Below are 23,554 nucleotides of genomic sequence, written 5' to 3'. Positions count from 1 at the left end.
ACGCGCCCCGGAGGCTCCGGGCAGCGCGAAGCGCCGACCGGAGGGGGGCGTGGGGCGCGAGATGTTCGACACCGTCCTCATCGCCAATCGCGGCGAGATCGCCTGCCGCGTCATCGCGACGCTGCGCCGACTCGGGATCCGCTCCGTCGCCGTCTACAGCGACGCCGACGCCGGATCCCGGCACGTCGCCCTCGCCGACGTCGCCGTGCGGATCGGCCCCGCCCCCGCAGCGCAGAGCTACCTGAACATCGACGCCGTGCTGGACGCCGCCCGGGCGACCGGCGCACAGGCGATCCACCCCGGCTACGGCTTCCTCGCCGAGAACGCCGCATTCGCGCAGGCGTGCGCCGACGCCGGGATCGTGTTCATCGGGCCGACCGCGGACGCGATCCGCACGATGGGCGACAAGATCACGGCCAAGCTCGCCGTCGCCGAGCGCGACGTGCCCACGGTGCCGGGAATCGCCCGCCCAGGTCTCAGCGATGCGGACCTCATCGCCGCGGCGCCGGGCATCGGCTATCCGCTGCTCATCAAGCCCTCGGCGGGCGGCGGCGGCAAGGGCATGCACGTGGTCGAGGACGAGGCGCACCTCGCCGACGCCATCGCCGCGGCGCGGCGCGAGGCCGCCGCGAGCTTCGGCGACGACGCGCTGTTCCTGGAGCGCTACCTCACGACCCCGCGGCACATCGAGGTGCAGATCCTCGCGGACGCGCACGGCCGTGTCGTGCACCTCGGCGAGCGCGAGTGCTCGCTGCAGCGCCGGCACCAGAAGGTGATCGAGGAGGCGCCGTCCCCGCTGCTCGATGCGGCCACGCGTGCGGCGATCGGCGCGGCGGCCTGCGAGACCGCCCGCAGCGTCGACTACCGCGGCGCCGGCACCGTCGAGTTCATCGTCGAGGCCGCGAGGCCGGACGAGTTCTTCTTCATGGAGATGAACACGCGACTGCAGGTGGAGCATCCCGTCACGGAGCAGGTCACAGGGCTCGACCTCGTGGAGCAGCAGCTGCTCATCGCCGCAGGCCACGCGCTCGCCTTCGCGCAGGACGACGTCGTGCTGCGCGGCCACAGCATCGAGGCGCGCATCTACGCCGAGGATCCCGCCTCCGGCTTCCTGCCCACGGGCGGCCGGGTGCAGCGCGTGATCCACCCCGGGGGCGAGGGGATCAGGGTCGACACGGCGATCGCCGACGGCCTGGACGTGTCGATCGACTACGACCCCATGCTCGCGAAGATCATCGCGCACGGCGCGGATCGCGACGAGGCCCGCCGCAGGCTGGTGCGGGCGCTCGACGAGACCGCGGTGTTCGGCTTCCCGACGAACGTGGAGTTCGTGCGGGCGCTGCTCGAGCTTCCGGAGGTCGTCGCGGGCGACCTCGACACCGACCTCATCGCCCGCCGCTTCGACGACCTCGCGTTCGCCGAAGCCGATGCGCGCGTGTTCGCGGAGGCGGCGCTGCTGCTCGACGACGCCCGCGTGCCAGAGGCCGTGACGGTGTCGAGCCCGTGGAGTCGCCTCGACGGCTGGCGCCTCGGCATCCCCGCCCCGCGCCGCTATGCGCTGGTCTGCGGCGAGCGCCGCGCCGAGGTGCTCGTGACCGGATCCGGATCCGCCCTGTCGGTCGCGGTCGACGGGTCCTCCCCCGTCGCGGCGGCGCGGCGCGCCGAGCAGCCCTCGGGGTGCACGATCACGATCGACGGCGTCACCCGCACGATCGCGGCGTACGCGACCGGATCCGATCGGATCGCGGTCGCGCACGCGGGTGCGGTCTTCGAGGTCGCCGTGGACCGCGTCTCGCACGGCGGTGCCACCGCCGCGGAGACGCAGCCCCATCTGGACTCCCCCATGCCGGGGACGGTCGTGCTCGTGCACGCGTCCGACGGCTCCAGGGTCGAGGAGGGCGACCCCGTCCTCGTCGTCGAGGCGATGAAGATGGAGCACGTGCTGCGCGCGGGCGTCACCGGCACCGTCTCGCTGCACGCGGCGCAGGGCGACACCGTCGCGCGCGGACAGACCCTGGCGACGATCACCCCCGATGCCGGCGACGCGACATCCGATGACGCGGCATCCGACGCGCCGGGCGAACCACAGGAGACGACGTGAGCGAGAAGCGCATCGAGCAGCGCGGACTCTACTTCGAGGAGTTCGAGGAGGGCGCGGTCTACCTGCACCGCCCAGGACGCACGGTCACCGAGGCCGACAACGTGCTGTTCACGACCCTGACCATGAACACCCAGGCCCTGCATCTGGATGCGGCCTGGAGCGCCGGCACCGAATTCGGCGAGCGCCTGGTGAACAGCATGTTCACCCTGTCCACACTCGTCGGGCTCTCCGTCGCGCAGCTCACGATGGGCACGATCGTGGCGAACCTCGGCTTCTCCGACGTGTCCTTCCCCGCCCCCGTGCGGATCGGCGACACCCTCTACGCCGAGACGCTGATCGTGTCGAAGCGGCTGTCCTCGTCGCGCCCTGGACAGGGCATCGTGCAGTTCGCGCACACCGGGCGCAATCAGGACGGCGCCGTGGTCGCCCTCGCCACGCGGTCGACGCTCATGCAGTGCCTTCCCGTCGAGGAGAGCCGATGAGCGCCGCGATCCACGGCCCCGCCCTGCTGTTCTGCCCCGCGGATCGTGACGACCGCTACGCCAAGGCCCTCGCCGCCGCCGACACGGCGATCATGGACCTCGAGGACGCGGTCGCGCCGGACGACAAGCCCGCCGCCCGCGCGAAGGTCGCCGCCTCGGCACTGGATCCGGAGCGCACGATCGTGCGGGTGAACCCGGCGAGCACCCCCGACCATGCGCTCGACCTCGACGCCCTCGGCGGCACGGCGTATCGCGTGGTGATGCTCGCCAAGGCCGAGTCCGCCGCCGACCTCGACGCCCTGCACGCCGCCGGCCTGCAGGTGCTCGCGCTGTGCGAGACCGCGCGCGGCGTCGTCCACGCCGAGGAGATCGCCGCGCACCCCGCGGTCATCGGGCTCATGTGGGGCGCGGAGGATCTCGTCGCGAGCATGGCAGGGCGGTCGAGCCGGTTCACCGCGGGCGCTCATGCGGGCCGGTACCGCGACGTCGCGCGCCACGCGCGCTCCCGCGTGCTGCTGGCGGCGAAGGCCTTCGGGAAGGCGGCGATCGACTCCGTGCACCTCGACATCGCCGATGTCGAGGGCCTCCGCGCCGAGGTGCTCGATGCGGCGGCCAGCGGCTTCGACGCCACCGCCTGCATCCACCCGAGTCAGGTCGCGGTGATCCGCGAGGGCTATGCCGCGACGCCCGCCGAGCGGGACTGGGCCGAGCGGGTGCTCGCCGAGGCCGAGCACCGGCCTGGGGTGTTCCGCTTCGAGGGACGCATGGTCGACGAGCCCGTGCTGCGCCAGGCGAGGGCGATCCTCGCGGGCTGACCCGGACTCAGGCAGCCGGGCCGGGCGCGAACGTGCCCCCGAGCTCAGTCCGCAGCGCTCCCCGCGGCCAGATGCCGCTCCGCCTCGGCGGCGAGCTCGCCGAGCACGAGCTCTCCCGTGTCGGCGTCGTAGTCGTACAGCTCCCCGTAGCGCCCCCAGTCGATCGCGATGTCGAGCTGCTTGCGGGCGTCCTCCGCCGTGTATCCGCGCCGCAGCAGATCGAGGAAGAAGTCGTCGCGCAGCGCGCCGTCGTCGCTGTTCTCCAGCGCCTTCACGATCGTCCTGATGAGCGGCACGTTCTGCACCGCGCGCGCCGCGAACAGCTCTTTGCTGGTCTGGATATCGGCGGTCAGCCACTCCCGCCCTCCCCCGCGGAGGAACGCCTGCGCGCCCTCGACCTCGAGCAGTCCCAGCAGCTGCGCGGCGTCCACGAGTGGCAGCAGGTCGTCCACCTCGAACGACAGCTCGTCGGCGAGATCCGGCAGATCGGTCTGCCCGTTGTGCGCATGCACGATCTCGATGAGGCCGGCGAGCCCGCCGACCGTGATGTCCGGCAAAGGGTGGCTGAGGGGGCTCGGCGCCGAGGCCGGGACCGCGGTGCGCTCGGTGTCGGTGAGCACGGCGTAGAGCGCATCGATCGTGGCCTCGAACGACGGGCTGCGGCGGTCGCGCGGGCGGGGCAGCAGGATCGGGACCTCCCCCTTGATGTGCCCTGGATTGGATCCCAGCACGATCACCCGGTCGGCGAGCAGCACCGCCTCCTCGATGTTGTGCGTCACGATGCAGATCGCGGAGGTCGGGAAGTCCGGCTGCGCCCAGAGCGACATGATCTCGCCCCGGAGGTTCTCCGCGGTCAGCACGTCGAGCGCCGAGAACGGCTCGTCCATGAGGAGCGCGTCGGGGCGCAGCACCAGGGCGCGCGCGAAGCCCACGCGCTGGCGCATGCCGCCGGAGAGCTCGCGCGGATACGCGGACTCGAATCCGTCCAGGCCGATCACGTCGATCGCGGCGAGCGCCCGCTCCCGGCGCTCCGCCGCGGGCACGCCGCGGGCCTCGAGACCCAGCTCGACGTTGGCCTGCACCGTGAGCCACGGCATGAGGGCGAACGACTGGAACACCATCCCCACGCCGGGGTTCGCGCCGTCGAGCCGCTCCCCGCGGTAGCGCACCTCCCCGGTCGTCGGCGCGATGAGCCCCGCCATCGTGCGCAGCAGCGTCGACTTGCCGGATCCGGACTTGCCGAGCAGGGCGACGATCTCGCCCTTGCGCAGCGTGAGCGAGATCTCCGACAGCACGTCGAGCGTGGTGCCGTCGGCGGAGGGGAACGACTTCGTCACGCGATCGATGTCGATGAGCGGCGCGCCGGTCTCCAGCGTCACGGGCGTGCGAGCGGTCTTCAGTGCCATGGGGCACCTCCTACAAGAGTCGGGAATCAGGAATCGGGAATCAGAGATCAGGTCAGATCAGGTCAGATCAGATCAGGTCAGGTCAGGTCAGGTCAGGTCAGGTCAGGGAGAAGCGCTTCTCGGCGATCCGGTACAGGCGGCGCCAGAACAACCGGTTGATGCCGACGACGAACAGCGTCATCACGATCACCCCCACGAACGTGCGGGCGAAATCCCCCGCCGCGGTGGCGTTCGCGATGTAGGCGCCCAGGCCTGTCGCGGTGAGGGTGGTGTGGCCGTAGCCGACCACCTCCGAGACGATCGACGCGTTCCAGGCGCCGCCGGCCGCGGTGATCCCTCCGGTCACCCACGAGGCGAACACCGCGGGCAGGATCAGCCGCTTCCAGCGGAGCCACCGCGAGACGCCCAGGTTCAGCGACGCCTCGCGCAGATCCGCCGGGATCGCCGAGGCGCCGGCGATGACGTTGAACAGGATGTACCACTGCGCGCCCAGCGCCATCAGGAATATGCCGCCGATGTCGAGGCTCACGCCCGTCGCGATGAGCAGCAGCGTGAAGAACGGGAACAGGAAGTTGGCGGGGAAGCTCGCGAGCACCTGCACCACGGGCTGCGCGAACCGGGTGACCCTGGGATTCATCCCGATCCACACCCCGATCGGAACCCAGATCAGCGTCGCCACGAGCACGAGGACGACGACCCGGGCGAACGTGACGAGGCCCAGCAGGATCGCGGTCCCGAACTCCGCCAGCCCGACGGATCCCTGGATGTAGATCAGCAGTTCGATCGCGCCCCAGGCGATGAGCAGGCCCACGACGACGCCGAAGACGATGTCGCCGGCGCGACGCCGGCCGGCGTTCACTCGGAGCGGGCGATCGGCGAGTCCGAACGGCCGGGTCGCGGCGTCGAGCCCGCGGCCGACCGGACGCAGGACCATGCCCAGGTAGCGCGGCACGCCGGAGTGCCGGAGCACGGCGAGCGTCATGCTGCGCTGCGGGACGGCGGCCGAGGTGTCGCCGGTGCGGAACTTCTCCGCCCACGCGGTCAGCGGGCGCCAGAACAGCGTGTTCACGCCGATCACCATGAGCACCATCACGCCGATCGCGAGGAGGATCGCCGGGACGTCCTGCTGCTCGGTCGCGGCGGCGACATACGATCCGATGCCGGGCAGGGCATAGGTGTGGTTGTTGACCGAGATCACTTCGGACGCGACGAGGAAGAACCAGCCGCCGCCGAAGCTCATCATCCCGTTCCAGACCAGGGGGATCATGCCGCTCGGGACGTCCAGCTTCCAGAAGCGCTGCCACTTCGTGAGCCGCAGCAGTCTCGCCGCCTCGTCGAGCTCACGGGGCTGCGTGGTCAGGGAGCTGTAGAACGCAAAGGTCATGTTCCAGGCCTGGCTCGTGAAGATCGCGAACACCGAGGCGCATTCCAGACCGAGCATGGATCCGGGGAAGAGCACCAGCCAGATCGTGAGCGTGACCGACAGGAACGCGAGCACCGGCACCGACTGCAGGATGTCCAGCAGCGGGATGAGGATCTTCTCAGCCCGACGCGACCGCGCCGCCACCGTCGCGTACGCGAAGGTGAACAGCAGGGATGCGAGCAGCGCGACGAACATGCGCAGGAGCGAGCGCAGCGCGTAGTACGGCAGGTGCGCCGGGTCGGTGGAGACGCTCGCCGCCGCGTTCGCGGGGGTGAACGGTGCGCCCACTCCCTCGGCGAGGCGGATCAGCAGGAACAGCAGCACCGCGAAGCCGACCAGCACGACGGCGTCGGCGATGAGGCGGGTGCGCGAGCGGGCGCCGACGGACGTGTGGCCGGCGAAGGGACGGAGGATCGTCATGGCGGGCTCCATGAGACGAGCGCCGCCCGAGCGAGCCGCTGATCAGGAGGTCAGCGGCGCATCCGGCGAGCGCGGAGGAAGAGGGGACGGGATTGATCAGCAGGATGACTCACCGTCATCACCTCCTCGGCTCGCGGTCGGACGGCCCGCGCACCGGGCCACGAAGTACGATAGCCTCATTCAATCGGTTGCGCAAATGAATGCAGGAAGGATCCCGTGAGCACGCCCTACGAAGGCCGCATCCCCGCCACCCCCGAGCGCCTCGCCGCCGCCGCGGGGACGTTCGACCTGCTCTCGGTGCCTGGTCGGCTGCATCTCGTCTGGCTGCTCGCCGGCGGGGAGAGCGACGTGACGACGCTCTCCGAACGCACAGGGGCAAGCATCCCCGCGACCAGCCAGCAGCTCGCCAAACTGCGCGCCGCCGGAGTCGTTTCCTCTCGCCGCGAGGGCCGGCGACAGCTGTACCGCGTGGACGACCCGCATATCGTGACGCTCGTGCAGGCCATGTTCGAGCACATCGCCGCCGACGGCACGATCGCCCTCGATCCGGATGAGCGCCGCCCTCCCCGAAGGCCGAGGTTCCAGTCCGCGGGCTGACCCCGCGCGGGGCCCGTCAGCCGATCAGCACGCGCCGCGCGGCGCCGGAGAGTATTCCGCGCTCATCGGCCGAGACGAGCTTCTCGGTGCTGTGCGCCGTGGAGTTCAGCAGCCCGAACACCGCGTGCATCGCCACCTGGAGATCGGCCGGCGCGATCTCGGGGCGCAGCCGGCCGACGACCTCGGCCCAAAGATCCAGATACTGCCGCTGAAGCTTGCGCACCTGGCGATTCGCGACCTTCGGGAGCGTGCCCAGCTCGCGGTCCTGCACGCGGATGATGTCGCGATGAGCGAGCGCGAACGTGAGGTGGAAGTCGATGAGGTCGTCCAGCACGTCCAGATCCGAGGAGTGCGGCGCGGCGATGATCTCGGATCCGCCCTGCAGCAGGAACTCGCTGGTGCCGATCAGGATCTCCTCGAGCATCGCGTCCTTGCTCGGGAAGTGCCGGTACAGGGCCGGTCCGCTGACCCCGACCGCGGTGCCGAGCTCGCCGATCGAGACGGCATGGAACCCGCGATCCGCGAAGAGCCGGGCGGCGGCGTCGAGGAAGAGCTGCCTCGTCCGTGCCTTCCCCTGCGCCCTCGCGGTGGTCATCCCGTAAGGATAGCGATCCTGGACAGTCGAGTGAACGCGCGCTAACATCTATTTCAGTTACCGATCGTTCACTGAGGAGCTGGTCTGCGTGTCCGAGACGATCCCGTCCGAACTCCCCGAGGAGTACCGCGAACTGTCCGCGACCGTCCGCGATTTCGCGGAGCAGGTGGTCGCCCCGGCGTCCGCGCAGCACGACCGCGAGCACAGCTTCCCCTACGAGGTCGTCGCGGGCATGGCGGAGCTCGGTCTGTTCGGCCTGCCCTTCCCCGAGGAGTACGGCGGCATGGGTGGCGACTACTTCGCGCTCTGCCTCGCCCTCGAGGAGCTCGCGAAGGTCGACCAGAGCGTCGCCATCACACTCGAGGCCGGCGTCTCCCTCGGAGCCATGCCGATCTTCCGGTTCGGCACCGAGGAGCAGAAGCAGCGCTGGCTGCCCTCCCTCGCCGCGGGCACGCAGCTCGGAGGATTCGGCCTCACCGAACCCGATGCGGGCAGCGACGCCGGCCGCACCCGCACCACCGCACGGCGGGACGGGGACGAGTGGGTCATCAACGGGTCGAAGCAGTTCATCACGAACTCCGGCACCGACATCACCGCCTTCGTGACGGTCACCGCGGTCACGGGCGAGACCGAGCGGGGCAAGGAGATCTCGACGATCATCGTGCCGTCCGGGACGCCGGGCTTCGTCGTCGCCCCGCCCTACGACAAGGTCGGCTGGAACGCCTCGGACACCCACGGGCTGTCGTTCGACGACGTGCGCGTGCCGGAGGGGAACCTCCTCGGCGAGCGGGGGCGCGGCTACGCGAACTTCCTGCGGATCCTGGACGAGGGGCGCATCGCGATCGCGGCCCTCGCGGTCGGCGCGGCACAGGGCTGCGTCGACGACGCGGTCCGCTACGCGAAGGAGCGCCAGGCGTTCGGCACGCACATCGGCGGGCATCAGGCCATCGCGTTCAAGATCGCCCGGATGGAGGCGCGCGCACTGGTCGCCCGCCGCGCCTACTACCACGCGGCCGCGCTCATGCTCGCAGGCAAGCCCTTCAAGCAGGAGGCGGCGATCGCAAAGCTCACCGCGAGCGACGCCGCGATGGACAACGCGCGCGACGCCACCCAGGTGTTCGGCGGCAACGGGTTCATGAACGAGTACCGCGTCGCCAGGCACTACCGCGACTCCAAGATCCTCGAGGTCGGCGAGGGCACGACCGAGGTGCAGCTCATGCTGATCGCCCGCAGCCTCGGACTGTGACCCTCTAGCCGCACGCCCTGAACACTTTTGACGAGATCTGCCCGAATTCGGGCAGATCTTTGTCGTTCGCGGCCCCGGATCCGCATACTCGACTCATGACCGACGATGACCTGATCCAGCGGATCGTGGCGTCCACCGGTCTGCCGGCGAGCGTCGCCGCGCGGGTCGTCGATGACGTCCTCGCCTGGTACGACGAGCCCGTCGAAGCCTTCGTGCGGCGCCGCCACGCCGAGCTCCAGCTCTACGGCACGCGCAACGCGGAGGCCTTCGCGCTCATCGCCGCCGAGCTGCGCGATCGTCGCGTCGCCGCCCCGGAGCTCTCCGAGCGGCAGCTGCGCCGCATCGTGTACGGCTGAGCCCGGCCCGTCCCCTTCCCCCCTACTCCTGAGGAGACCCACCATGTGCGGAATCGTCGGTTACATCGGCCATCAGGCCGCCGCCCCCGTCCTCGTCGAAGGCCTCACCCGCCTCGAGTACCGCGGTTACGACTCGGCCGGCATCGCCGTGCTCGGAAGCAAGGGCACGACCTCGATCCGGCGGGTCGGCCGGGTGCGCGAGCTCGAGGCCGCGCTGCCGAAGCGGCTCACCGGCACGGTCGGGATCGGCCACACCCGCTGGGCGACCCACGGTCCCGCCCTCGAGCAGAACGCGCACCCCCAGCGCAGCCAGGACGGCCGGATCAGCGTCGTGCACAACGGCATCATCGACAACGCGGCGGCCCTGCGCGCCCATCTCACGCAGTCCGGCGTCGAGCTCCAGAGCGACACCGACACCGAGGTCATCGCCCACCTGATCGCCCAGGCGGACGCGGAGACCCTCGAGGAGGCGGTGCTCACCGCCCTCGCCCGGATCACCGGCACCTACGCCCTCGCCGTGCTGGACGAGCGGCATCCAGAGCGGATCGTCCTGGCGCGCAGCGGATCCCCGCTGATCATCGGCATCGGCGACAAAGAGATGCTCGTGGCCAGCGATGTGGCGGCCCTCGTGCGGCACACTGACCGGGTCGTGCACTTGAACGACGGCGAGCTCGCGACCGTGACCGCGACCGGGTTCAGGACGTTCGACCGCGGCAACAGCCCGACCAGTTCGGAGCCGGTCGAGATCAGCGTCGCGGCGGAGGATCTCGAGCTCAGCGGCTACGAGCACTACATGCTCAAGGAGATCCACGAGCAGCCCGACGCCGCGGCGATGGTCCTGCGCGGCCGGCTCGATGAGAGGTTCGCGACTGCCCGCCTGGACGGGCTCGGACTGGATCCGCGGGAGCTCCGCAGCTTCCGCCGGATCAAGATCCTCGGCTGCGGATCCGCCTACTACGTCGGCCAGCTGGGCGCGCAGCTCATCGAGGACCTGGCCCGGATCCCCGCCGACGCGGAGGCCGCGTCCGAGTTCCGGTACCGCCAGCCCATCATCGAGTCGGACACGCTCTACGTCGCGGTGAGCCAGAGCGGCGAGACCGCCGACACGGCGTTCGCCGTCGAGGAGATCAAGCGCAAGGGCGGCCGCGTGATCGGCGTCGTCAACGTCGTGGGCTCGACCATCGCCCGCACGGTCGATGGCGGGATCTACCTGCACGCAGGACCCGAGATCTCCGTCGCCTCCACCAAGGCGCTCACGAACATGGCGCTCTCCTTCGCCCTGCTCGCGCTGCACCTCGGGCGTCTGCACGACCTGTCCCACGCGGACGGCCAGCGGATCCTCCGCGGACTGCAGCGCATCCCCGAGCAGATCCGGGAGATCCTCGAGGACGCGGATCCGATCGCGGCGGTCGCCGAGGACATCGCGAAGGCGCAGAGCGCTTTCTACATCGGGCGGGTGCGCGGGTTCCCCGTCGCCCGCGAGGGCGCGCAGAAGCTCAAGGAGATCAGCTACATCCACGCGGAGGCGTACCAGACGAGCGAGCTCAAGCACGGCCCGCTCGCCCTGATCGACCCGCACATGCCTACGGTCGCGCTCATCCCGGAGGACGAGCTGACCGACCGCAACCTCGCGGCGGCCGAGCAGATCCTGGCGCGCAAGGGTCCGCTGATCGCCATCACGCACGCCGGGGTCGATCTCGCGCACCTCGACGCGCGAACGATCGTCGTCCCGAAGAACGAGCCGGAGCTGGATCCGATCCTGCTGACCATCCCGACCCAGCTGCTCGCCTACCACGCGGCGGTCCGGCTCGGTCACGATGTGGACAAGCCCCGCAACCTCGCCAAGTCCGTCACGGTGGAGTGACGTCCGTCTTCGATTCGAAGCGCGCGAATGGCGGCCATCGCGCCGCGGATCGAACCATTTGCGCGCTTCGAAACCTCGGCCGGAGGACAATGGCAGGATGAGCAACTCTGGGTTCTCCGGCCGGGACGCGGTCATCGTCGCCGCCCGCCGCACCGCCGTCGGCATCGGCAAGCCGGAGCGCGGGGTCTTCAGCGGCGTGCACCCCGTCGACCTCTCCACGCACCCGATCCGGGCCGTGCTGGCCGACACGGGCGTCGATCCGGCCCTCGTCGACGATGTGCTGTGGGGCTGCGTGTCGCAGGTCGGCGAGCAGTCCTTCAACGTGGGCCGCAACGCCGCCCTCGCCGCGGGGCTGCCCGAGCACGTGCCGGGGATGACGATCGACCGCCAGTGCGGGTCGTCGCAGCAGGCGATCCAGAGCGCGGCCGCCGCGATCATCGCAGGCCACGCCGACATCGTCGTGGCGGGCGGGGTCGAGGTCATGTCCCGTGTGCCGATGTTCTCCAGCGTCGGTTCTGTCAACGGCATCGAGCAGGATCCCTACGGCCCGCTCATGCACGAGCGCTTCCCGGATCTGGGCAACCAGGGCGTGGGCGCAGAGCTCATCGCGCGGAAGTGGGGCCTCACCCGCACGCAGCTGGACGAGTTCTCGGTGCGCTCGCACCAGAAGGCCGCCGCGGCGACCGCGGCCGGGCTGTTCGCGGACGAGATCGTCCCCGTGACCACGGCCGCGGGCGTGGTCACGACGGACCAGGGCATCCGCGCGGACTCCACGGTCGAGCGCCTGGCGACCCTTCCGGCGCCGTTCCTCGAGGGCGGCGTGGTAACGGCCGGCAGCGCCTCGCAGATCTCCGACGGCGCGGCCGCCGTGCTCATGATGATGAGCGCGCGCGCCGCCGAACTCGGACTCGCCCCGATCGCGCGCGTGCACAGCGTCGCGGTCGTGGGATCGGATCCGATCCTCATGCTCACCGGGCCCATCCCGGCCACCGCGAAGGTGCTCGCCCGCGCCGGCCTCGGCCTCGCCGACATCGGCGCCTTCGAGGTCAACGAGGCGTTCGCCCCGGTCGTGCTCGCATGGCTCGCCGAGACCGGCGCAGATCCGGATCTCGTCAACCCGCGCGGCGGGGCGATCGCCCTCGGCCATCCCCTGGGCGGATCGGGCGCGCGTCTGACCACGACCCTGCTGCACCACATGCGGCAGAACGGGATCCGCTACGGCCTGCAGACGATGTGCGAGGGCGGCGGCATGGCCAACGCCACGGTGTACGAGCTGCTCTGACGACCGGTTCAGGCGTTCAGGCGTTCAGGCGTTCAGGCGTCGATCACGCTCGGACCCTCGGGCGTCGCGCGCACGGTGATCTGGGCCGGGATCTGCTCCTGCATGGCCTCGACGTGGCTGATCACGCCGACAGTGCGGCCGCCCGCGCGCAGCTCGTCAAGCGTGCGCATGGCGACGTCGAGCGTCTCGCCGTCGAGGGATCCGAAGCCTTCATCGATGAAGAGCGTGTCGAGCTGGATGCCGCCGGCGCGCGCCGTGACGACCTCGGCGAGCCCGAGCGCGAGAGCGAGCGAACCGAGGAACGTCTCGCCGCCGGAGAGCGACTGGGCGGGCCGGGTCTGCCCCGTGAACGCGTCGAAGACGACGATGCCGAGGCCCGAGGCGGCTCCGCGCGCCGCCCTGGCGTCGCTGTGCTGCAGCTGATAGCGCCCTGACGACATGTCGGAGAGGCGCAGGTTCGCGGCGGCGACGATCTCCTCGAGCTCCGCGGCGAGCACAAAGGTCTCGAGGTTCATCCGGTAGGTGTTCGCCCCGCGCCCGGCGACCGTATCCGCGAGCCGCTGCAGAGTCTCGTGCTCCTCGGCCGCCGCAGCGCCACGCGCGTGCTCGGCCGCCGCGGACTCGAGGAGGGATCCGAGCTGGGCGCTGGTCACGCCCGCGCGGCTGGCCTCGTCGACGGCGGTCGTCCACGCCGTACGCGCATCGGATTCGGCGGCCTCGTGCGGGGCGAGGTCGATGAGTTCGTCGGGGAGGGTGCGCAGCTCGAGATCGAACAGGATCGCGCGCTCCTTCGTGCGCTCGGCGGCGTGTGCGGCGATCCGTTCGTCGAGCGCGGCCTGGTCTGCGGGGCTGCGCAGGGCGGCTCCGGCGGCGGCCGCGTCTTCGAAAGGGGACGCAGCCAGGGCCTCCTGCTGCTCGGCGAGCGCGGCGGAGGCGGCCTCGGCGCGGGCGTGGCGCTCCTCGAGCGCCGTGGCGAGGCCCTGTGCCGCGCCGATCCGCGCGCTCGCATCGGCCACACGCGCGGCCACGGTGGCGAAAGCGCCCCGCGCCTGCGCGACGGACTCCTGGGCGGATGCGAGTGTCTGCCGGGCGAGGGCCAGACGCTCGCTCGCCTCGGCGTGACGCACGGACAGGTTCGCGATCTCGCTCTCGAGCCCCTCGGCCGCCGCCCGCCGCTCGGTGAGACGGTGTTCGGCGTCCGCGGCGGCGGTCGTCGCCGCCACCGCAGCGTCCCGTTCCGCGCCGGCAGCGGAGAGCTCGGCCTCCGCGGCCTCCACCGTCCGCCCATCAGCATGCGCCGTGGCCGCGGACAGGGCGGCGTCCACCGCGGCCAGCGCACTCGTGGCGAGGCGCACCTGCTCCGCCGAGCGCTCGCGTGCCTCAGTGGCCTCTGCCACGTCCTCCGCCGAGACCGGATCCGCGTGCGCGGCCGGTGCCGGATGCTCCGTCGCCCCGCACACGCTGCAGGCCTCACCAGGGATCAGCGCCTCGGCGAGCTCACCGGCCATCCCGGCCTCACGGCGGCGGCGCAGGTCCGCGGCATGCGCGAACGCGGCCGCGGCCTCCTGCTCGCGGTCGGCGACCGTTCGCTCGGCCGCTCCCCGTTCCTCGGTCCGTGCCACCACGTCTCTCGCCCCCGCGAGCCGCGAGGCGGCCTGCGCGACCGTGGCCTCGAGGTCGGCCGCGCGATCGGCCCGCCGGCGCAGGTCGTCGCGCTCGGCGGTCAGCGCGTCGATCGCGGCCGGCAGGGCCGCACGCTCGTGCTCGCGGGCGGCGCGCTCCACGGCCGCGGCCTCCGCCTCGCTCTGCGCGGTGGTCACCGCGGTCTCGTAGGCGGCGAGCTGCGCCTCGGCCGTCGCCGCCTGCTGCCAGGCGCCGCTGGACCGGGTGAGGGCGGACGCCCACTCCCGCAGCGCCTCCGCCGAGGATCCCTCGGGAAGGTCGTCCTCATCCGCCGTGCGACCACGCCACCCCTTCTCGGCGGCGGCGACCTCCAGTGCGGCGGCCGTGGCGGCGTCCGCCGCGCGCTCCGCGGTGCTCAGCACATGGCGGAGAACCTCGGCGGCCCTGGCGTCGTCGAGCGTCCGGCGGTCTGCGGCGATCCGGCCGGCGGCGGCGTCGAGGGCGGTGAGCGCGGAACGGGCCCGATCCCGCTCGGCCTGCGCCTGCCGCTCCTCGCGCGCGACCGCCAGCGCCACGCTCGCGGTGCGATGCGCGGACTCCGCCTGATCCCGTTCCTGACCGCGCTGCTCGTGACGGTAGTCGGCGCGTGCCTTGGCCCGGCGCAGGGCATCCAGGCGTCCGTCAAGGGACGGGGCCGGCTCGTCGGATGCCGGCGACTCGGCATCCGTCCTGCTCGGATCGGCGCTGTGCAGGGCGTTCTCGGCGACGAGCTTCTCGGCCTGCTCGACGCGGGCGATCACGGTCGCGCGGCCCGCGCCCAGCGCCTGCTCGGATGTCCGACGGCGCTCGTCGAAGCGCGCCTGGTAGTCCTCGAACCGGCCGGTGCCGAAGAGCCGGCGCAGCAGCGACTGCCGTTCCCGGCTGTCGGCGAGCAGGAACCGCGCGAAGCGCCCCTGCGCGAGCAGGATCACCTGCAGGAACTGCTGCAGGTTGAGCTGCAGGATCTCGTCCAGCGCGTGCGCGACATCGACCTCGCGCGCGGCCCGGCCGATCCAGTGCCCGCCGACGGACTCCTCCAGCGCCACCGAGGACGCCTGTTTCGTCAGGCCGCCGCCGCGCTTCGCAGGGCGCTGATACTCGGGCGATCGCGTCACCCGGTATCGCCCGGAGACGGTGCTGAACTCGACCACGACCTCGGTGGCATCCGCGGGTTCGCAGTGGTCGCTGCGCAGACGCTTCTCCCCGCCCTCGTAGCGCGGGACATTGCCGTAGAGCCCGAAGCACACGGCGTCGAGGATGCTGGACTTGCCCGCACCGGTACGCCCGCCGATCAGGAAGACGCCGTCGTCGGCGAACGCGTCGAAGTCGATCGCCTGCCGTTTCAGGAACGGGCCGAAGCCCTCGATCTCGAGCCGATGCAGGCGCACTAGACCAGCGCCTCCGCCAGAGTGCGGTCGTCGAGCACCTCGCGGATCAGTTCCTGTTCGCGCGGCGTCGCCCCGGCCCCGTTCCGCACGTGCGCGAGGAAGGCGTCGATGCGCTCCTCATCGGTCGCGGCCGTGCGCAGGCGCTCGCTGTACGAGCGCTCCTCGACGGACTCCATCCGCAGGGGTTCGTGCTGCACGAGCGCACAGAACGGGTACTTCTCGCGCAGACGGCGCATGGGTTCGGTCTGCGGGAGGTCGTCGGTGTAGACCGCGCACACCCAGTCGTCGACGTGCGCAGCCACGTTCTCGGCCGAGAGGATCTCGTCGAAGGATCCGGTCAGCGTCACGAGCCGGCGCGGCACGGGAAGCTCCAGCCACTGCGCATCGACCGTGCCGTCCGCGGCCAGGTCGACGAGCCACGACCCCCGGGGCTTGTGCTGCTCGCCGAAGCTGTAGTGCAGCGGCGCACCGGCGTACCGCACCCACTCCGTGAGCGCCTGGCGCCCGTGGATGTGCCCGAGCGCGACGTAGTCCGCGCTGTCGAACACCGACACCGGCACCATGTCGATGCCGCCCTGGCGGATCTCGCGCTCGAGGCCGACCGTCGGGTCGACGCCGGCTGCGAAGCAGTGCGCGATCACGACCGAGCGGCCGGGGTGCTCCGCCATCCCTGCGCGCACGAGCCCCATCGCGTGTGCGAGGGTCTGCGCCTGCGTGCGCAGCGGGCGTCCGTCGGCGGCGTCGGCGGCGCTGTCACCAGCCCAGTACTGCCGCACGATCGCCGGTTCGAGGTAGGGGATCCCGAAGAACCGGACCGGTCCGTCGGCGTCGTCGATCGTGATCGGCTCTCCGATCGTGCGCGGATCCGTCACGACGTGGATCCCGTCGCGCAGCAGCCGCGCCTGGAAGCCCAGCCGAGCCGCGGAGTCGTGGTTGCCGCTGGTCACGATCACCCTGGCACCCGTGGCGTGCAGGGCGACGAGCGTGTCGGTGAGGAGCGTGTAGGCGGGCGCCGCCGGGGTCGCCGAGTCGAACACGTCGCCCGCGACGACGACGACGTCGACGTCGTTCTCCCGCACCTGCACGACCAGCGCGGCGAGCACCTCGGCGAGAGCTTCCAGGGTGGAGTGCCCATGGAAGGTCCGGCCGATGTGCCAGTCCGAGGTGTGCAGGATCTTCATGCCCACCACGCTACGGACGGGGTCGGACATTCCTCCGAGGCGTGCCGGAGATGCGGCCGGAGGATGAAACCTCCTCCGTTCCCGCGGGCGCGTAACACAACGTCACACACGCTGCGCGGAACGATAGGGCTCAGCGCACGCGGAGCAGATCGGCCCGCTCGGGGTGCGCGTCGAACCAGTCCGCGACGTACCAGCAGACGGCGTCGATGCGCCTGTCCCCGCGTGCGGCGATGTCGTCGACGGCACCGGCCACGACGATCGCGGCATAGCCGGATCCGCGGAATGACGGGACCGTGAAGGCTCTCGTCAGCGCCATGGTGCGCCCGTCGTCGTGATAGTCGAGCACGCTCAGCAGGACGCCGTCGCGCGTCAGCGTGTAGCGCGAGGCGTCGGCCTCGCGAGTGAGCACGAACCGGTCAGAGCTTGAAGAGATCCCCACCGTTTCACGCTACGCCCGCATTGTTCGACCGGGTCCGTTTTGACATAGGAGGTCACCGTCGGTAATAATCGGCCCCATGACCACCAACGCACGCCCCTTGTCCGCCCAGGAGGCGAACGGGACGACCGGGATGATGATGCCCGGTTGCGTTGGCATGTGTTGCCGAATGTGTCGCTGAAGCCACAGAACTCTGTCTGACTCGCTCGTCGTGATCTTCGCGGGCTGAGTCTCCGAGCACCCATCCGCGTGCTCGTCTTCCGGCTCGCCGGTCACTTCGCAACACTCTCCGAGTCGTCGACCGACTCCTTCCTTCCAAGGACCCATCATCATGTCGAACACCGCCCTCCTCGAGCGTCCCGTCACCGTCTCCCCCGTCGCTGCGCCCCGTCTGCACGCGGTGCCGCGCACCCAGATCGACGCTCCGGCGCCCGCCGCCGACGCCCCGCCGGCCCGCTCGCCCCGCGGCTTCGCCCTCTACGTCGGCCTCGACGAGCTGAAGGCCGCCACGAACGGCGTGAGCCTGCCCCTGCTCGTCGATGCCCTCCGCCGCACGCTCGCCGAGCTCGCGCCCGATGCGGAGACCCACGCCACCGTCGCGCTCGCGCCGCAGGGCACCGGCGGCCGCGACCTCGATGTCGTGCGCCTCGCGCTGCACGAGCCCGGCGCGATCGCCCGTTCCAAGGCGGAGGCCGAGGAGCGCGAGCCCGAGGACGGCGGCGGAGTCGTCGTCGACATCTCCCGCAAGCGCGTACTGATCGACGGCGACTCCGCCGCGTTCACCTACAAGGAGTTCGAGCTGCTGCAGTACCTCGTCCTGCGCGAGGGCTCCACGATCGAGCGCAGCGAGCTCGTCGGCGCGCTGTGGCAGACCTCCGACGAGGAGGCCCCGGGCGAGCGCACGATCGACGTGCACGTGCGCCGCCTGCGCGCGAAGCTCGGCCGCTACGAGGACATCGTCCGCACCGTCCGCGGTGTCGGCTACCGCTTCGACCGCCACGCCGACGTCGCGATCCGGTACGGCGTGGGCACCCCCTCCCCCGACCGGTTCTGAGGCTCTGCGGGCTCGCTTCCACACGGCAGGCTCAGGCACCGGATCCTGCCGGTTGCACCGGATCCTGTCGAAAGCACGGCTTGTCCACGCGAAGATCCGGCGCACTCGACGACTTCCCGTACACCCGACGACGACGAACGGATCCCGCAGAGAAGCGGATCCCGATCCTGAGGTCCGCCTGTCGGCGCACGGATCTAGGGTGTTCCCATGACCCTCGCCGCGGATCCCGCTCCGCGCACCTGGCCGGTGCGCGAGACCGCGTACCGCCCGCGCGGGCCGCTCGATCTGCAGGCCACGCTCGGCGTCCTGGGCCGAGGGCCGCGCGACCCCGCGTTCGTGCGCGACGGAACCGTGCTCTGGCTCGCGCTGCGCACCGAGGCCGGCATCGCGACGCTCGCGCTGCGCGCCGGATCCGGCGAGGTGCGGGCGAGCGCCTGGGGGCCCGGCGCCGACGCGGCCCTCGACCTCGTCCCCGCGCTGTGCGGCGCGCACGACGACCCCGACGGGTTCGACCCGTCCTCCCACCCGCTGCTCGCGACGACCGCGCAGCGGCATCCCGGCGTCCGTCTGACGCGCACGGGCGCGGTCTTCGACGCGCTCGCCGGCGTCGTCCTCGAGCAGAAGGTCACCGGCCTGCAGGCGTACGGTGCCTGGCGCTCCCTTGTCACCCGCTTCGGCGATCCCGCGCCGGGCCCGGTCCCTCGTCCGATGGCCGTCGCCCCCGATGCCGAGGGCTGGCGCCGGATCCCGTCCTGGGCCTGGCATCGCGCGGGTGTCGAGCCGCCGCAGTCCCGGACGATCGTGCGCGCCGCCGAGCGCGCCGCCAGCATCGAGCGCGCCGTGCACGCCGCCACGGACGGCCCCGCGCGGGACAGGGTGCTCACGAGCCTGCCCGGGATCGGGCTGTGGACGTCCGCGGAGACCCGGATCCGCGCCCTCGGCGACCCCGATGCGGTGAGCGTCGGCGACTACCATCTCCCGCACGAGGTCGGGTTCGCGCTGACCGGGCATCGCACGGACGACGCGGGCATGCTCGCGCTGCTCGAGCCCTGGGCGGGGCATCGCCAACGGGTCGTGCGCTTGATCCGGATGAGCGGCGCTCAGGAGCCGCGACGCGGGCCGCGCCTGGCCCCGGAGGACCACCGGAAACGGTGAGCGTCCCGCTACCGGACCGCGACCGGCGAGCGCCTAGTGCCAGACGGCGAGCGGACCGTCCGGGCCGTCGATCACGGTGACGGGGGTCTCGAACACGTCGGTCAGCACGTCGCTCCGAATGATGTCGGCGACCGGGCCGAACGCGATGACCTCGCCGTCCTTCATCGCGCAGATCCGGTCGGCGTAGCGCGCGGCGAAGTTGATGTCGTGCAGCACCACGACCACGCTCTTGCCGAGCTCGTCCGAGATCCGCTGCAGGTGCCGCATCATGCGCACCGCGTGCTTCATGTCGAGGTTGTTGAGCGGCTCGTCCAGCAGCACGGTGCCGGTGTCCTGCGCGAGCACCATCGCGACGTAGGCGCGCTGGCGCTGCCCGCCGGAGAGCTCGTCGAGGTAGCGCTTCTCCAGCTCCCCCAGTTCGAGGAAGTCGATCGCACGGCTCACGGCCTCCTCGTCCGCACGGGTGAGCCGGCCGCGCGAATGCGGGAACCGGCCGAATCCGACCAGCTGGCGCACGGTCAGACGCGTCACGAAGTGGTTCTCCTGGCGCAGGATCGACACCACCGTGGCCAGATCCTTGGACTTCGTCGCGCCGACGTCGAATCCGGAGATCCGGATGGATCCCTGATCCATCCCGAGCAGCCGCCCGATCATCGTGAGCAGCGTCGACTTGCCGGCGCCGTTCGGGCCGATCAGGGCGGTCACGCCCCCGGCGGGGATCTCCAGGTCGACCGGTCCGATCGCCACGCCGGCGCTCTTCCCCGTCCGGTCCCCGTACCGCTTGCGCACCCCCGCGATCGAGATGCCCGCCTCGCCTGCGCTCCCGCCCCCGGTCCCCCCCTCCCCTTGACCGCGAGACTTCATCTGGGCGACGAGACTGCGGGCGCGAACCGCAGTCTCGTCGCGGAGTTGGAGTCTCGCGGATCTGTCGGTGGCGCTCATAGGCGTCCCTTCCTGAGCAGGACGAGCAGGAAGACGGATCCGCCGACCAGCTCGATGATGATGGAGACGGCGCCCTGCGCCGAGAAGAGGTGCTTCATCACGAAGTACGCCCCGCCCAGCACCGCGATCGCGGTGAGCACGGCGACAGGCAGCACGAGCCGATGGTCGTGCGTGTCGGCCAGCTGATAGGCGAGGGTCGCGACGAGGAAGCCGAGGAACGTCATCGGCCCGACCAGCGCAGTGGAGGTCGCCATGAGCACGGCCACGAGCAGCAGCACGCGCAGCTGCTCGCGCCGATGGTCGACGCCGAGCGCGTTCGCCGCGTCGGGCCCGAGCGCCAGCACGTTCAGGCGGCGCGAGCGCAGGACGAGGAGCGCCGATCCGGCCAGGCACAGCGGGATCGCGAGCGGCAGATAGGAGGCGTCCGCGTTCGCGACGCTTCCGAACAGCCGGGCGGCGAGCACATCGAACTCGCTCGGGGTGAGCAGCCGCTGCATGAATGTGGACACGGCGCCGAGCCCGCCGCCGATCACGATCCCGATCAGCAGCATCACGTGCATGCTGCCGCGCCGACCGGACAGCAGCCAGCCGTAGAGCAGGACGGCGAATCCGGTCATCAGCACGATCTGCAGCGCGAACTGCGGCACGCCCTGCAGGGCAGTGACCCCGGCGGCCCCGAGCAGGAACACGGCCGTGGTCTGGATCGCCGTGTAGAGCGACTCGAACCCCATGATCGACGGGGTCACGATCCGGTTGTTCGCCGCGGTCTGGAAGGCGACGGCCGCGGTGGCCTGCGCGATCGCGACCACGAGGATCACCAGCACGCTCGTCACGCGCAGCTGCACGACCCGCCAGAACCCGTCGGTTCCGAACGGCACGGGGTTGCCGTGCACCAGCAGTCCGATCAGCGCTGCCGCCGCGAGGACGGTCAGCACCGCGATCACGAGGACGTACCGTCGCCGCGCACGGGCGGTCGGGAACGCACCGGACGTGCGCTCGGCCGCCGGCGTCGCGGGCGCTTGCGCCAGGCTCAGCACCTCAGCCACGGGAACGCTGCCTCAGGATCAGCACGATGAACACCGCGGCCCCGACGAGGCCCAGCACGAGAGACACGGGCACCTCGAACGGCATGATGATGGTGCGTCCGATGAGGTCGCACACCGTGACCAGCCCCACGCCGAGCAGGCACACCCAGGGCAGGTTGCTGCGCAGGTCGTCGCCGCGGATCATCGACACGAGGTTCGGCACGATCAGTCCGACGAACGGCAGGTTGCCGACGACGACTGTGACGACTCCGGTGGTGGCGGCGATGAGCACGGTGCCGAGCAGGACGACCCTGCCGTGGTTCAGGCCCGCGTTCGTCGCGATCTCCTCGCCGAGCCCTGCGATCGTGAAGCGATCGGCCACGATGAAGACGATCACCCCGACGATCGCGACGATCCAGAGCAGCTCGTACTGCCCCCGCAGCACAGCGGTGAAGCTCCCGGCGAACCACACGCCGAGCGTCTGCAGCGTGTTGGTCGAGAGGGCGAGGTAGGTCGAGATGGATCCGACGACTGCGCCCAGCATGATCCCCACGATCGGCACGATCAGGGAGGACCGCAGGGACACGCGTCGCAGGAACGCGAAGAACACCAGCGTGCCGACGAAGGCGCAGAGCACCGCCCCGAGCATCCGCAGCGGGATGCTCGGGTGCGGCACCAGCACCGACACGGCGAGGAGGCCCAGCCCCGCCCACTCCGTCGTCCCCGTGGTGGTCGGCTCGACGAAGCGGTTCTGGGTCAGCATCTGCATCACCAGGCCCGCCATCGCCATCGACGCCCCGGCGAGCACGAGCGCGGTCGTGCGCGGGATGCGCGTGATCGCGAACATCTCCGCGCCGTCGGCGGATCCGGTCACGTCGTAGACGCCGACGAAGAGCGACAGCACGAGGAGCCCGGCGACGAGGAGGATGCCGACGAGCAGGGCGGGGTCGAAGAGTCGCGCCCTGCCCCGGGCAGCAGCGGAAGCGCTGCCCGGGACGGGGCGGGTGAGCGGAGCGGTCATGGCCTGATGCGACGAGGCGTCAGCTCTTCTTCGCGCTCTTCTCGAGAGCGTCGGCGAAGGAGTTCAGGAACGTCGTGTACGTCTGGATGCCCTCGTTGAGGTAGGTATCGGTGGGCATGTAGACGACGTGCTTCTGCTGGATCGCGGTGACGGAGGCCAGCGCCTGGTTCTTCTCGAGGATGTCCGCGGCCTGCACATAGGAGGCGTCGTCCTTCGCGAACACCGCGTCGCGGTCCATCACGAGGATCCAGGACGGGTTCGACGCGGCGATCGCCTCGACCGAGATGTCGTCGCCCTTGTGGTTGTCGTCGGCGCCCTCGACCGACAGCGCGGGCTTGAGGCCGAGGATGTCGAACACCGGGCCGAGCGTGCGGCCGACCTTCGGCGCGAGGTAGCCGATCTTGCCGCCGGACGTGGTGACGGCCATCACACCGGATCCGTCGTAGGCCTTCTTGGCGCGATCCACCGCCTTGTCGAAGTCGTCGACGAGCTTCTTCGCCTCCTTCTCCTTGCCGAAGACCTCGCCGAGCACGGTGACCTGGCGCTTCAGCTCGGCGTCGAAGGGCTGTCCGTCGCGCGGGTCGAGTTCGAGGATGGTCGCATCGGGGACGAGCGCGGCGAGCTTGTCGTGGTGCTGGGTGAAGCGCTGCCCGTTCACGATGAGGTCCGGCGCCACGGCGACGACCGACTCGAGGTCCGGCTCCATGTGGGTGCCGAGGTCGATGATGCTCTTGTCCTTGACGTAGGAGACCGTCTCCGGCATGAGCGACACAGCGGCGGCCTTGACCGGGATGCCCCAGTCCGCGAGCGTCTGGAACGTGCGGTTGTCGGTGGCGACGACCGAGGCCGGAGGCGTGGAGATCGTGTGCTCGCCGTTGTTGTCCTCGACGGTCACGGTGCTGGCCTTCGCGCTTTCCGTGGGGGCCGCGGCGGGGCCGGAGGCGCAGCCTGCGAGGGCGACGACGGCGGCGAGGCCGAGCGCGGTGGCGGTGAGGATCCGAGGCACGGACATGGAGATGCTCCTGTTCTGCGGGATGTGCTGTGTGCGCGACCCCGATCAGAAAAGTTAGGTTCACCTAACTTCAACCTGGGCCCTACACAGG

At 71.1% G+C, this 23,554-nt stretch carries 20 protein-coding genes; 10 read left to right on the top strand and 10 right to left on the bottom strand.

Annotated features, from left to right (window positions below):
- Positions 1–61: 61 nt before the first annotated feature.
- From RS86_RS14060 to RS86_RS14050, 3 genes are read left to right on the top strand one after another with little or no spacing between them, the layout of a single operon-like run.
- The gene (locus tag RS86_RS14060; protein WP_045272958.1) at positions 62–2,101 is read left to right on the top strand and encodes an acetyl/propionyl/methylcrotonyl-CoA carboxylase subunit alpha; all 2,040 of its coding nucleotides are present in this window, start codon (positions 62–64) and stop codon (positions 2,099–2,101) included.
- Complete coding sequence (locus RS86_RS14055; RefSeq protein ID WP_045272849.1) at positions 2,098–2,583, top strand: MaoC family dehydratase; 486 nt, start codon at positions 2,098–2,100, stop codon at positions 2,581–2,583. The genes RS86_RS14060 and RS86_RS14055 overlap by 4 nt, the downstream gene beginning before the upstream one ends.
- Positions 2,580–3,398 carry an HpcH/HpaI aldolase/citrate lyase family protein gene (locus tag RS86_RS14050; RefSeq protein ID WP_045272848.1) on the top strand — a complete coding sequence of 273 codons (819 nt, stop codon included), beginning with the start codon at positions 2,580–2,582 and terminating at the stop codon, positions 3,396–3,398. Before RS86_RS14055 ends, RS86_RS14050 begins: the two co-directional genes overlap by 4 nt.
- Before the next feature lie 44 nt (positions 3,399–3,442).
- Here the strand turns inward: RS86_RS14050 and RS86_RS14045 are convergent, their stop codons facing one another.
- Together RS86_RS14045 and RS86_RS14040 are read right to left on the bottom strand one after the other, a co-directional pair.
- Positions 3,443–4,804, bottom strand: a complete 1,362-nt coding sequence (locus tag RS86_RS14045) for a nitrate/sulfonate/bicarbonate ABC transporter ATP-binding protein (RefSeq protein ID WP_045272847.1) — start codon at positions 4,802–4,804, stop codon at positions 3,443–3,445.
- A 97-nt stretch (positions 4,805–4,901) separates the two neighbouring features.
- Positions 4,902–6,647, bottom strand: a complete 1,746-nt coding sequence (locus tag RS86_RS14040; protein ID WP_045272846.1) for an ABC transporter permease — start codon at positions 6,645–6,647, stop codon at positions 4,902–4,904.
- A gap of 216 nt (positions 6,648–6,863) precedes the next feature.
- Here RS86_RS14040 and RS86_RS14035 point away from each other — a divergent pair, with 216 nt between their 5' ends.
- Positions 6,864–7,244 (top strand): ArsR/SmtB family transcription factor, encoded by a 381-nt coding sequence (locus RS86_RS14035; protein ID WP_045272845.1) that lies wholly within the window; start codon positions 6,864–6,866, stop codon positions 7,242–7,244.
- A gap of 16 nt (positions 7,245–7,260) precedes the next feature.
- On the opposite strand, the gene RS86_RS14030 is transcribed toward RS86_RS14035, so the two are convergent.
- Positions 7,261–7,839, bottom strand: coding sequence for a TetR/AcrR family transcriptional regulator (locus RS86_RS14030; RefSeq protein WP_045272844.1), 579 nt, complete (start codon positions 7,837–7,839; stop codon positions 7,261–7,263).
- A gap of 88 nt (positions 7,840–7,927) precedes the next feature.
- Between RS86_RS14030 and RS86_RS14025 the strand changes: the two genes are divergently transcribed.
- The 4 genes from RS86_RS14025 to RS86_RS14010 all read left to right on the top strand — a co-directional run bounded on the left by RS86_RS14025 (position 7,928) and on the right by RS86_RS14010 (position 12,587).
- Positions 7,928–9,085 carry an acyl-CoA dehydrogenase family protein gene (locus RS86_RS14025; RefSeq protein WP_045272843.1) on the top strand — a complete coding sequence of 386 codons (1,158 nt, stop codon included), beginning with the start codon at positions 7,928–7,930 and terminating at the stop codon, positions 9,083–9,085.
- A gap of 95 nt (positions 9,086–9,180) precedes the next feature.
- Positions 9,181–9,441 carry a hypothetical protein gene (locus RS86_RS14020; protein WP_045272842.1) on the top strand — a complete coding sequence of 87 codons (261 nt, stop codon included), beginning with the start codon at positions 9,181–9,183 and terminating at the stop codon, positions 9,439–9,441.
- 43 nt (positions 9,442–9,484) lie between these two features.
- The gene (gene glmS, locus RS86_RS14015; RefSeq protein WP_045272841.1) at positions 9,485–11,305 is read left to right on the top strand and encodes a glutamine--fructose-6-phosphate transaminase (isomerizing); all 1,821 of its coding nucleotides are present in this window, start codon (positions 9,485–9,487) and stop codon (positions 11,303–11,305) included.
- A 97-nt stretch (positions 11,306–11,402) separates the two neighbouring features.
- Positions 11,403–12,587, top strand: coding sequence for a thiolase family protein (locus RS86_RS14010; RefSeq protein WP_045272840.1), 1,185 nt, complete (start codon positions 11,403–11,405; stop codon positions 12,585–12,587).
- Between the two features lie 32 nt (positions 12,588–12,619).
- On the opposite strand, the gene RS86_RS21095 is transcribed toward RS86_RS14010, so the two are convergent.
- The 3 genes from RS86_RS21095 to RS86_RS13995 all read right to left on the bottom strand — a co-directional run bounded on the left by RS86_RS21095 (position 12,620) and on the right by RS86_RS13995 (position 17,257).
- Positions 12,620–15,637: an AAA family ATPase gene (locus RS86_RS21095; RefSeq protein ID WP_045272839.1), complete on the bottom strand. Its 3,018-nt coding sequence runs from the start codon at positions 15,635–15,637 to the stop codon at positions 12,620–12,622.
- Complete coding sequence (locus RS86_RS14000) at positions 15,637–16,818, bottom strand: exonuclease SbcCD subunit D (protein WP_045272838.1); 1,182 nt, start codon at positions 16,816–16,818, stop codon at positions 15,637–15,639. Before RS86_RS14000 ends, RS86_RS21095 begins: the two co-directional genes overlap by 1 nt.
- A 130-nt stretch (positions 16,819–16,948) precedes the next feature.
- The gene (locus RS86_RS13995) at positions 16,949–17,257 is read right to left on the bottom strand and encodes a GNAT family N-acetyltransferase (RefSeq protein ID WP_152642182.1); all 309 of its coding nucleotides are present in this window, start codon (positions 17,255–17,257) and stop codon (positions 16,949–16,951) included.
- Positions 17,258–17,585: 328 nt separating this feature from the next.
- Here RS86_RS13995 and RS86_RS13985 point away from each other — a divergent pair, with 328 nt between their 5' ends.
- The gene (locus tag RS86_RS13985; RefSeq protein ID WP_045272836.1) at positions 17,586–18,308 is read left to right on the top strand and encodes a winged helix-turn-helix domain-containing protein; all 723 of its coding nucleotides are present in this window, start codon (positions 17,586–17,588) and stop codon (positions 18,306–18,308) included.
- Positions 18,309–18,515: 207 nt separating this feature from the next.
- Positions 18,516–19,463 (top strand): DNA-3-methyladenine glycosylase family protein, encoded by a 948-nt coding sequence (locus RS86_RS13980; RefSeq protein WP_045272835.1) that lies wholly within the window; start codon positions 18,516–18,518, stop codon positions 19,461–19,463.
- A gap of 33 nt (positions 19,464–19,496) precedes the next feature.
- On the opposite strand, the gene RS86_RS13975 is transcribed toward RS86_RS13980, so the two are convergent.
- The 4 genes from RS86_RS13975 to RS86_RS13960 form a co-directional block, all read right to left on the bottom strand.
- Entirely contained in the window at positions 19,497–20,327 is an 831-nt protein-coding gene (locus RS86_RS13975; protein ID WP_045272956.1) for an ABC transporter ATP-binding protein, read from the bottom strand.
- A 74-nt stretch (positions 20,328–20,401) separates the two neighbouring features.
- Entirely contained in the window at positions 20,402–21,451 is a 1,050-nt protein-coding gene (locus RS86_RS13970; protein WP_419177702.1) for an iron chelate uptake ABC transporter family permease subunit, read from the bottom strand.
- On the bottom strand, positions 21,444–22,451 hold the full coding sequence (locus RS86_RS13965) for an ABC transporter permease (protein WP_045272834.1): 1,008 nt from the start codon (positions 22,449–22,451) through the stop codon (positions 21,444–21,446). Before RS86_RS13965 ends, RS86_RS13970 begins: the two co-directional genes overlap by 8 nt.
- Positions 22,452–22,470: 19 nt before the next feature.
- Positions 22,471–23,463, bottom strand: a complete 993-nt coding sequence (locus tag RS86_RS13960) for a siderophore ABC transporter substrate-binding protein (protein ID WP_045272833.1) — start codon at positions 23,461–23,463, stop codon at positions 22,471–22,473.
- Positions 23,464–23,554 lie beyond the last annotated feature (91 nt).

The organism is Microbacterium azadirachtae, from assembly GCF_000956505.1.
GTDB lineage: Bacteria > Actinomycetota > Actinomycetes > Actinomycetales > Microbacteriaceae > Microbacterium > Microbacterium azadirachtae_A.
This window is presented reverse-complemented; position numbering and strand designations above follow the sequence as displayed.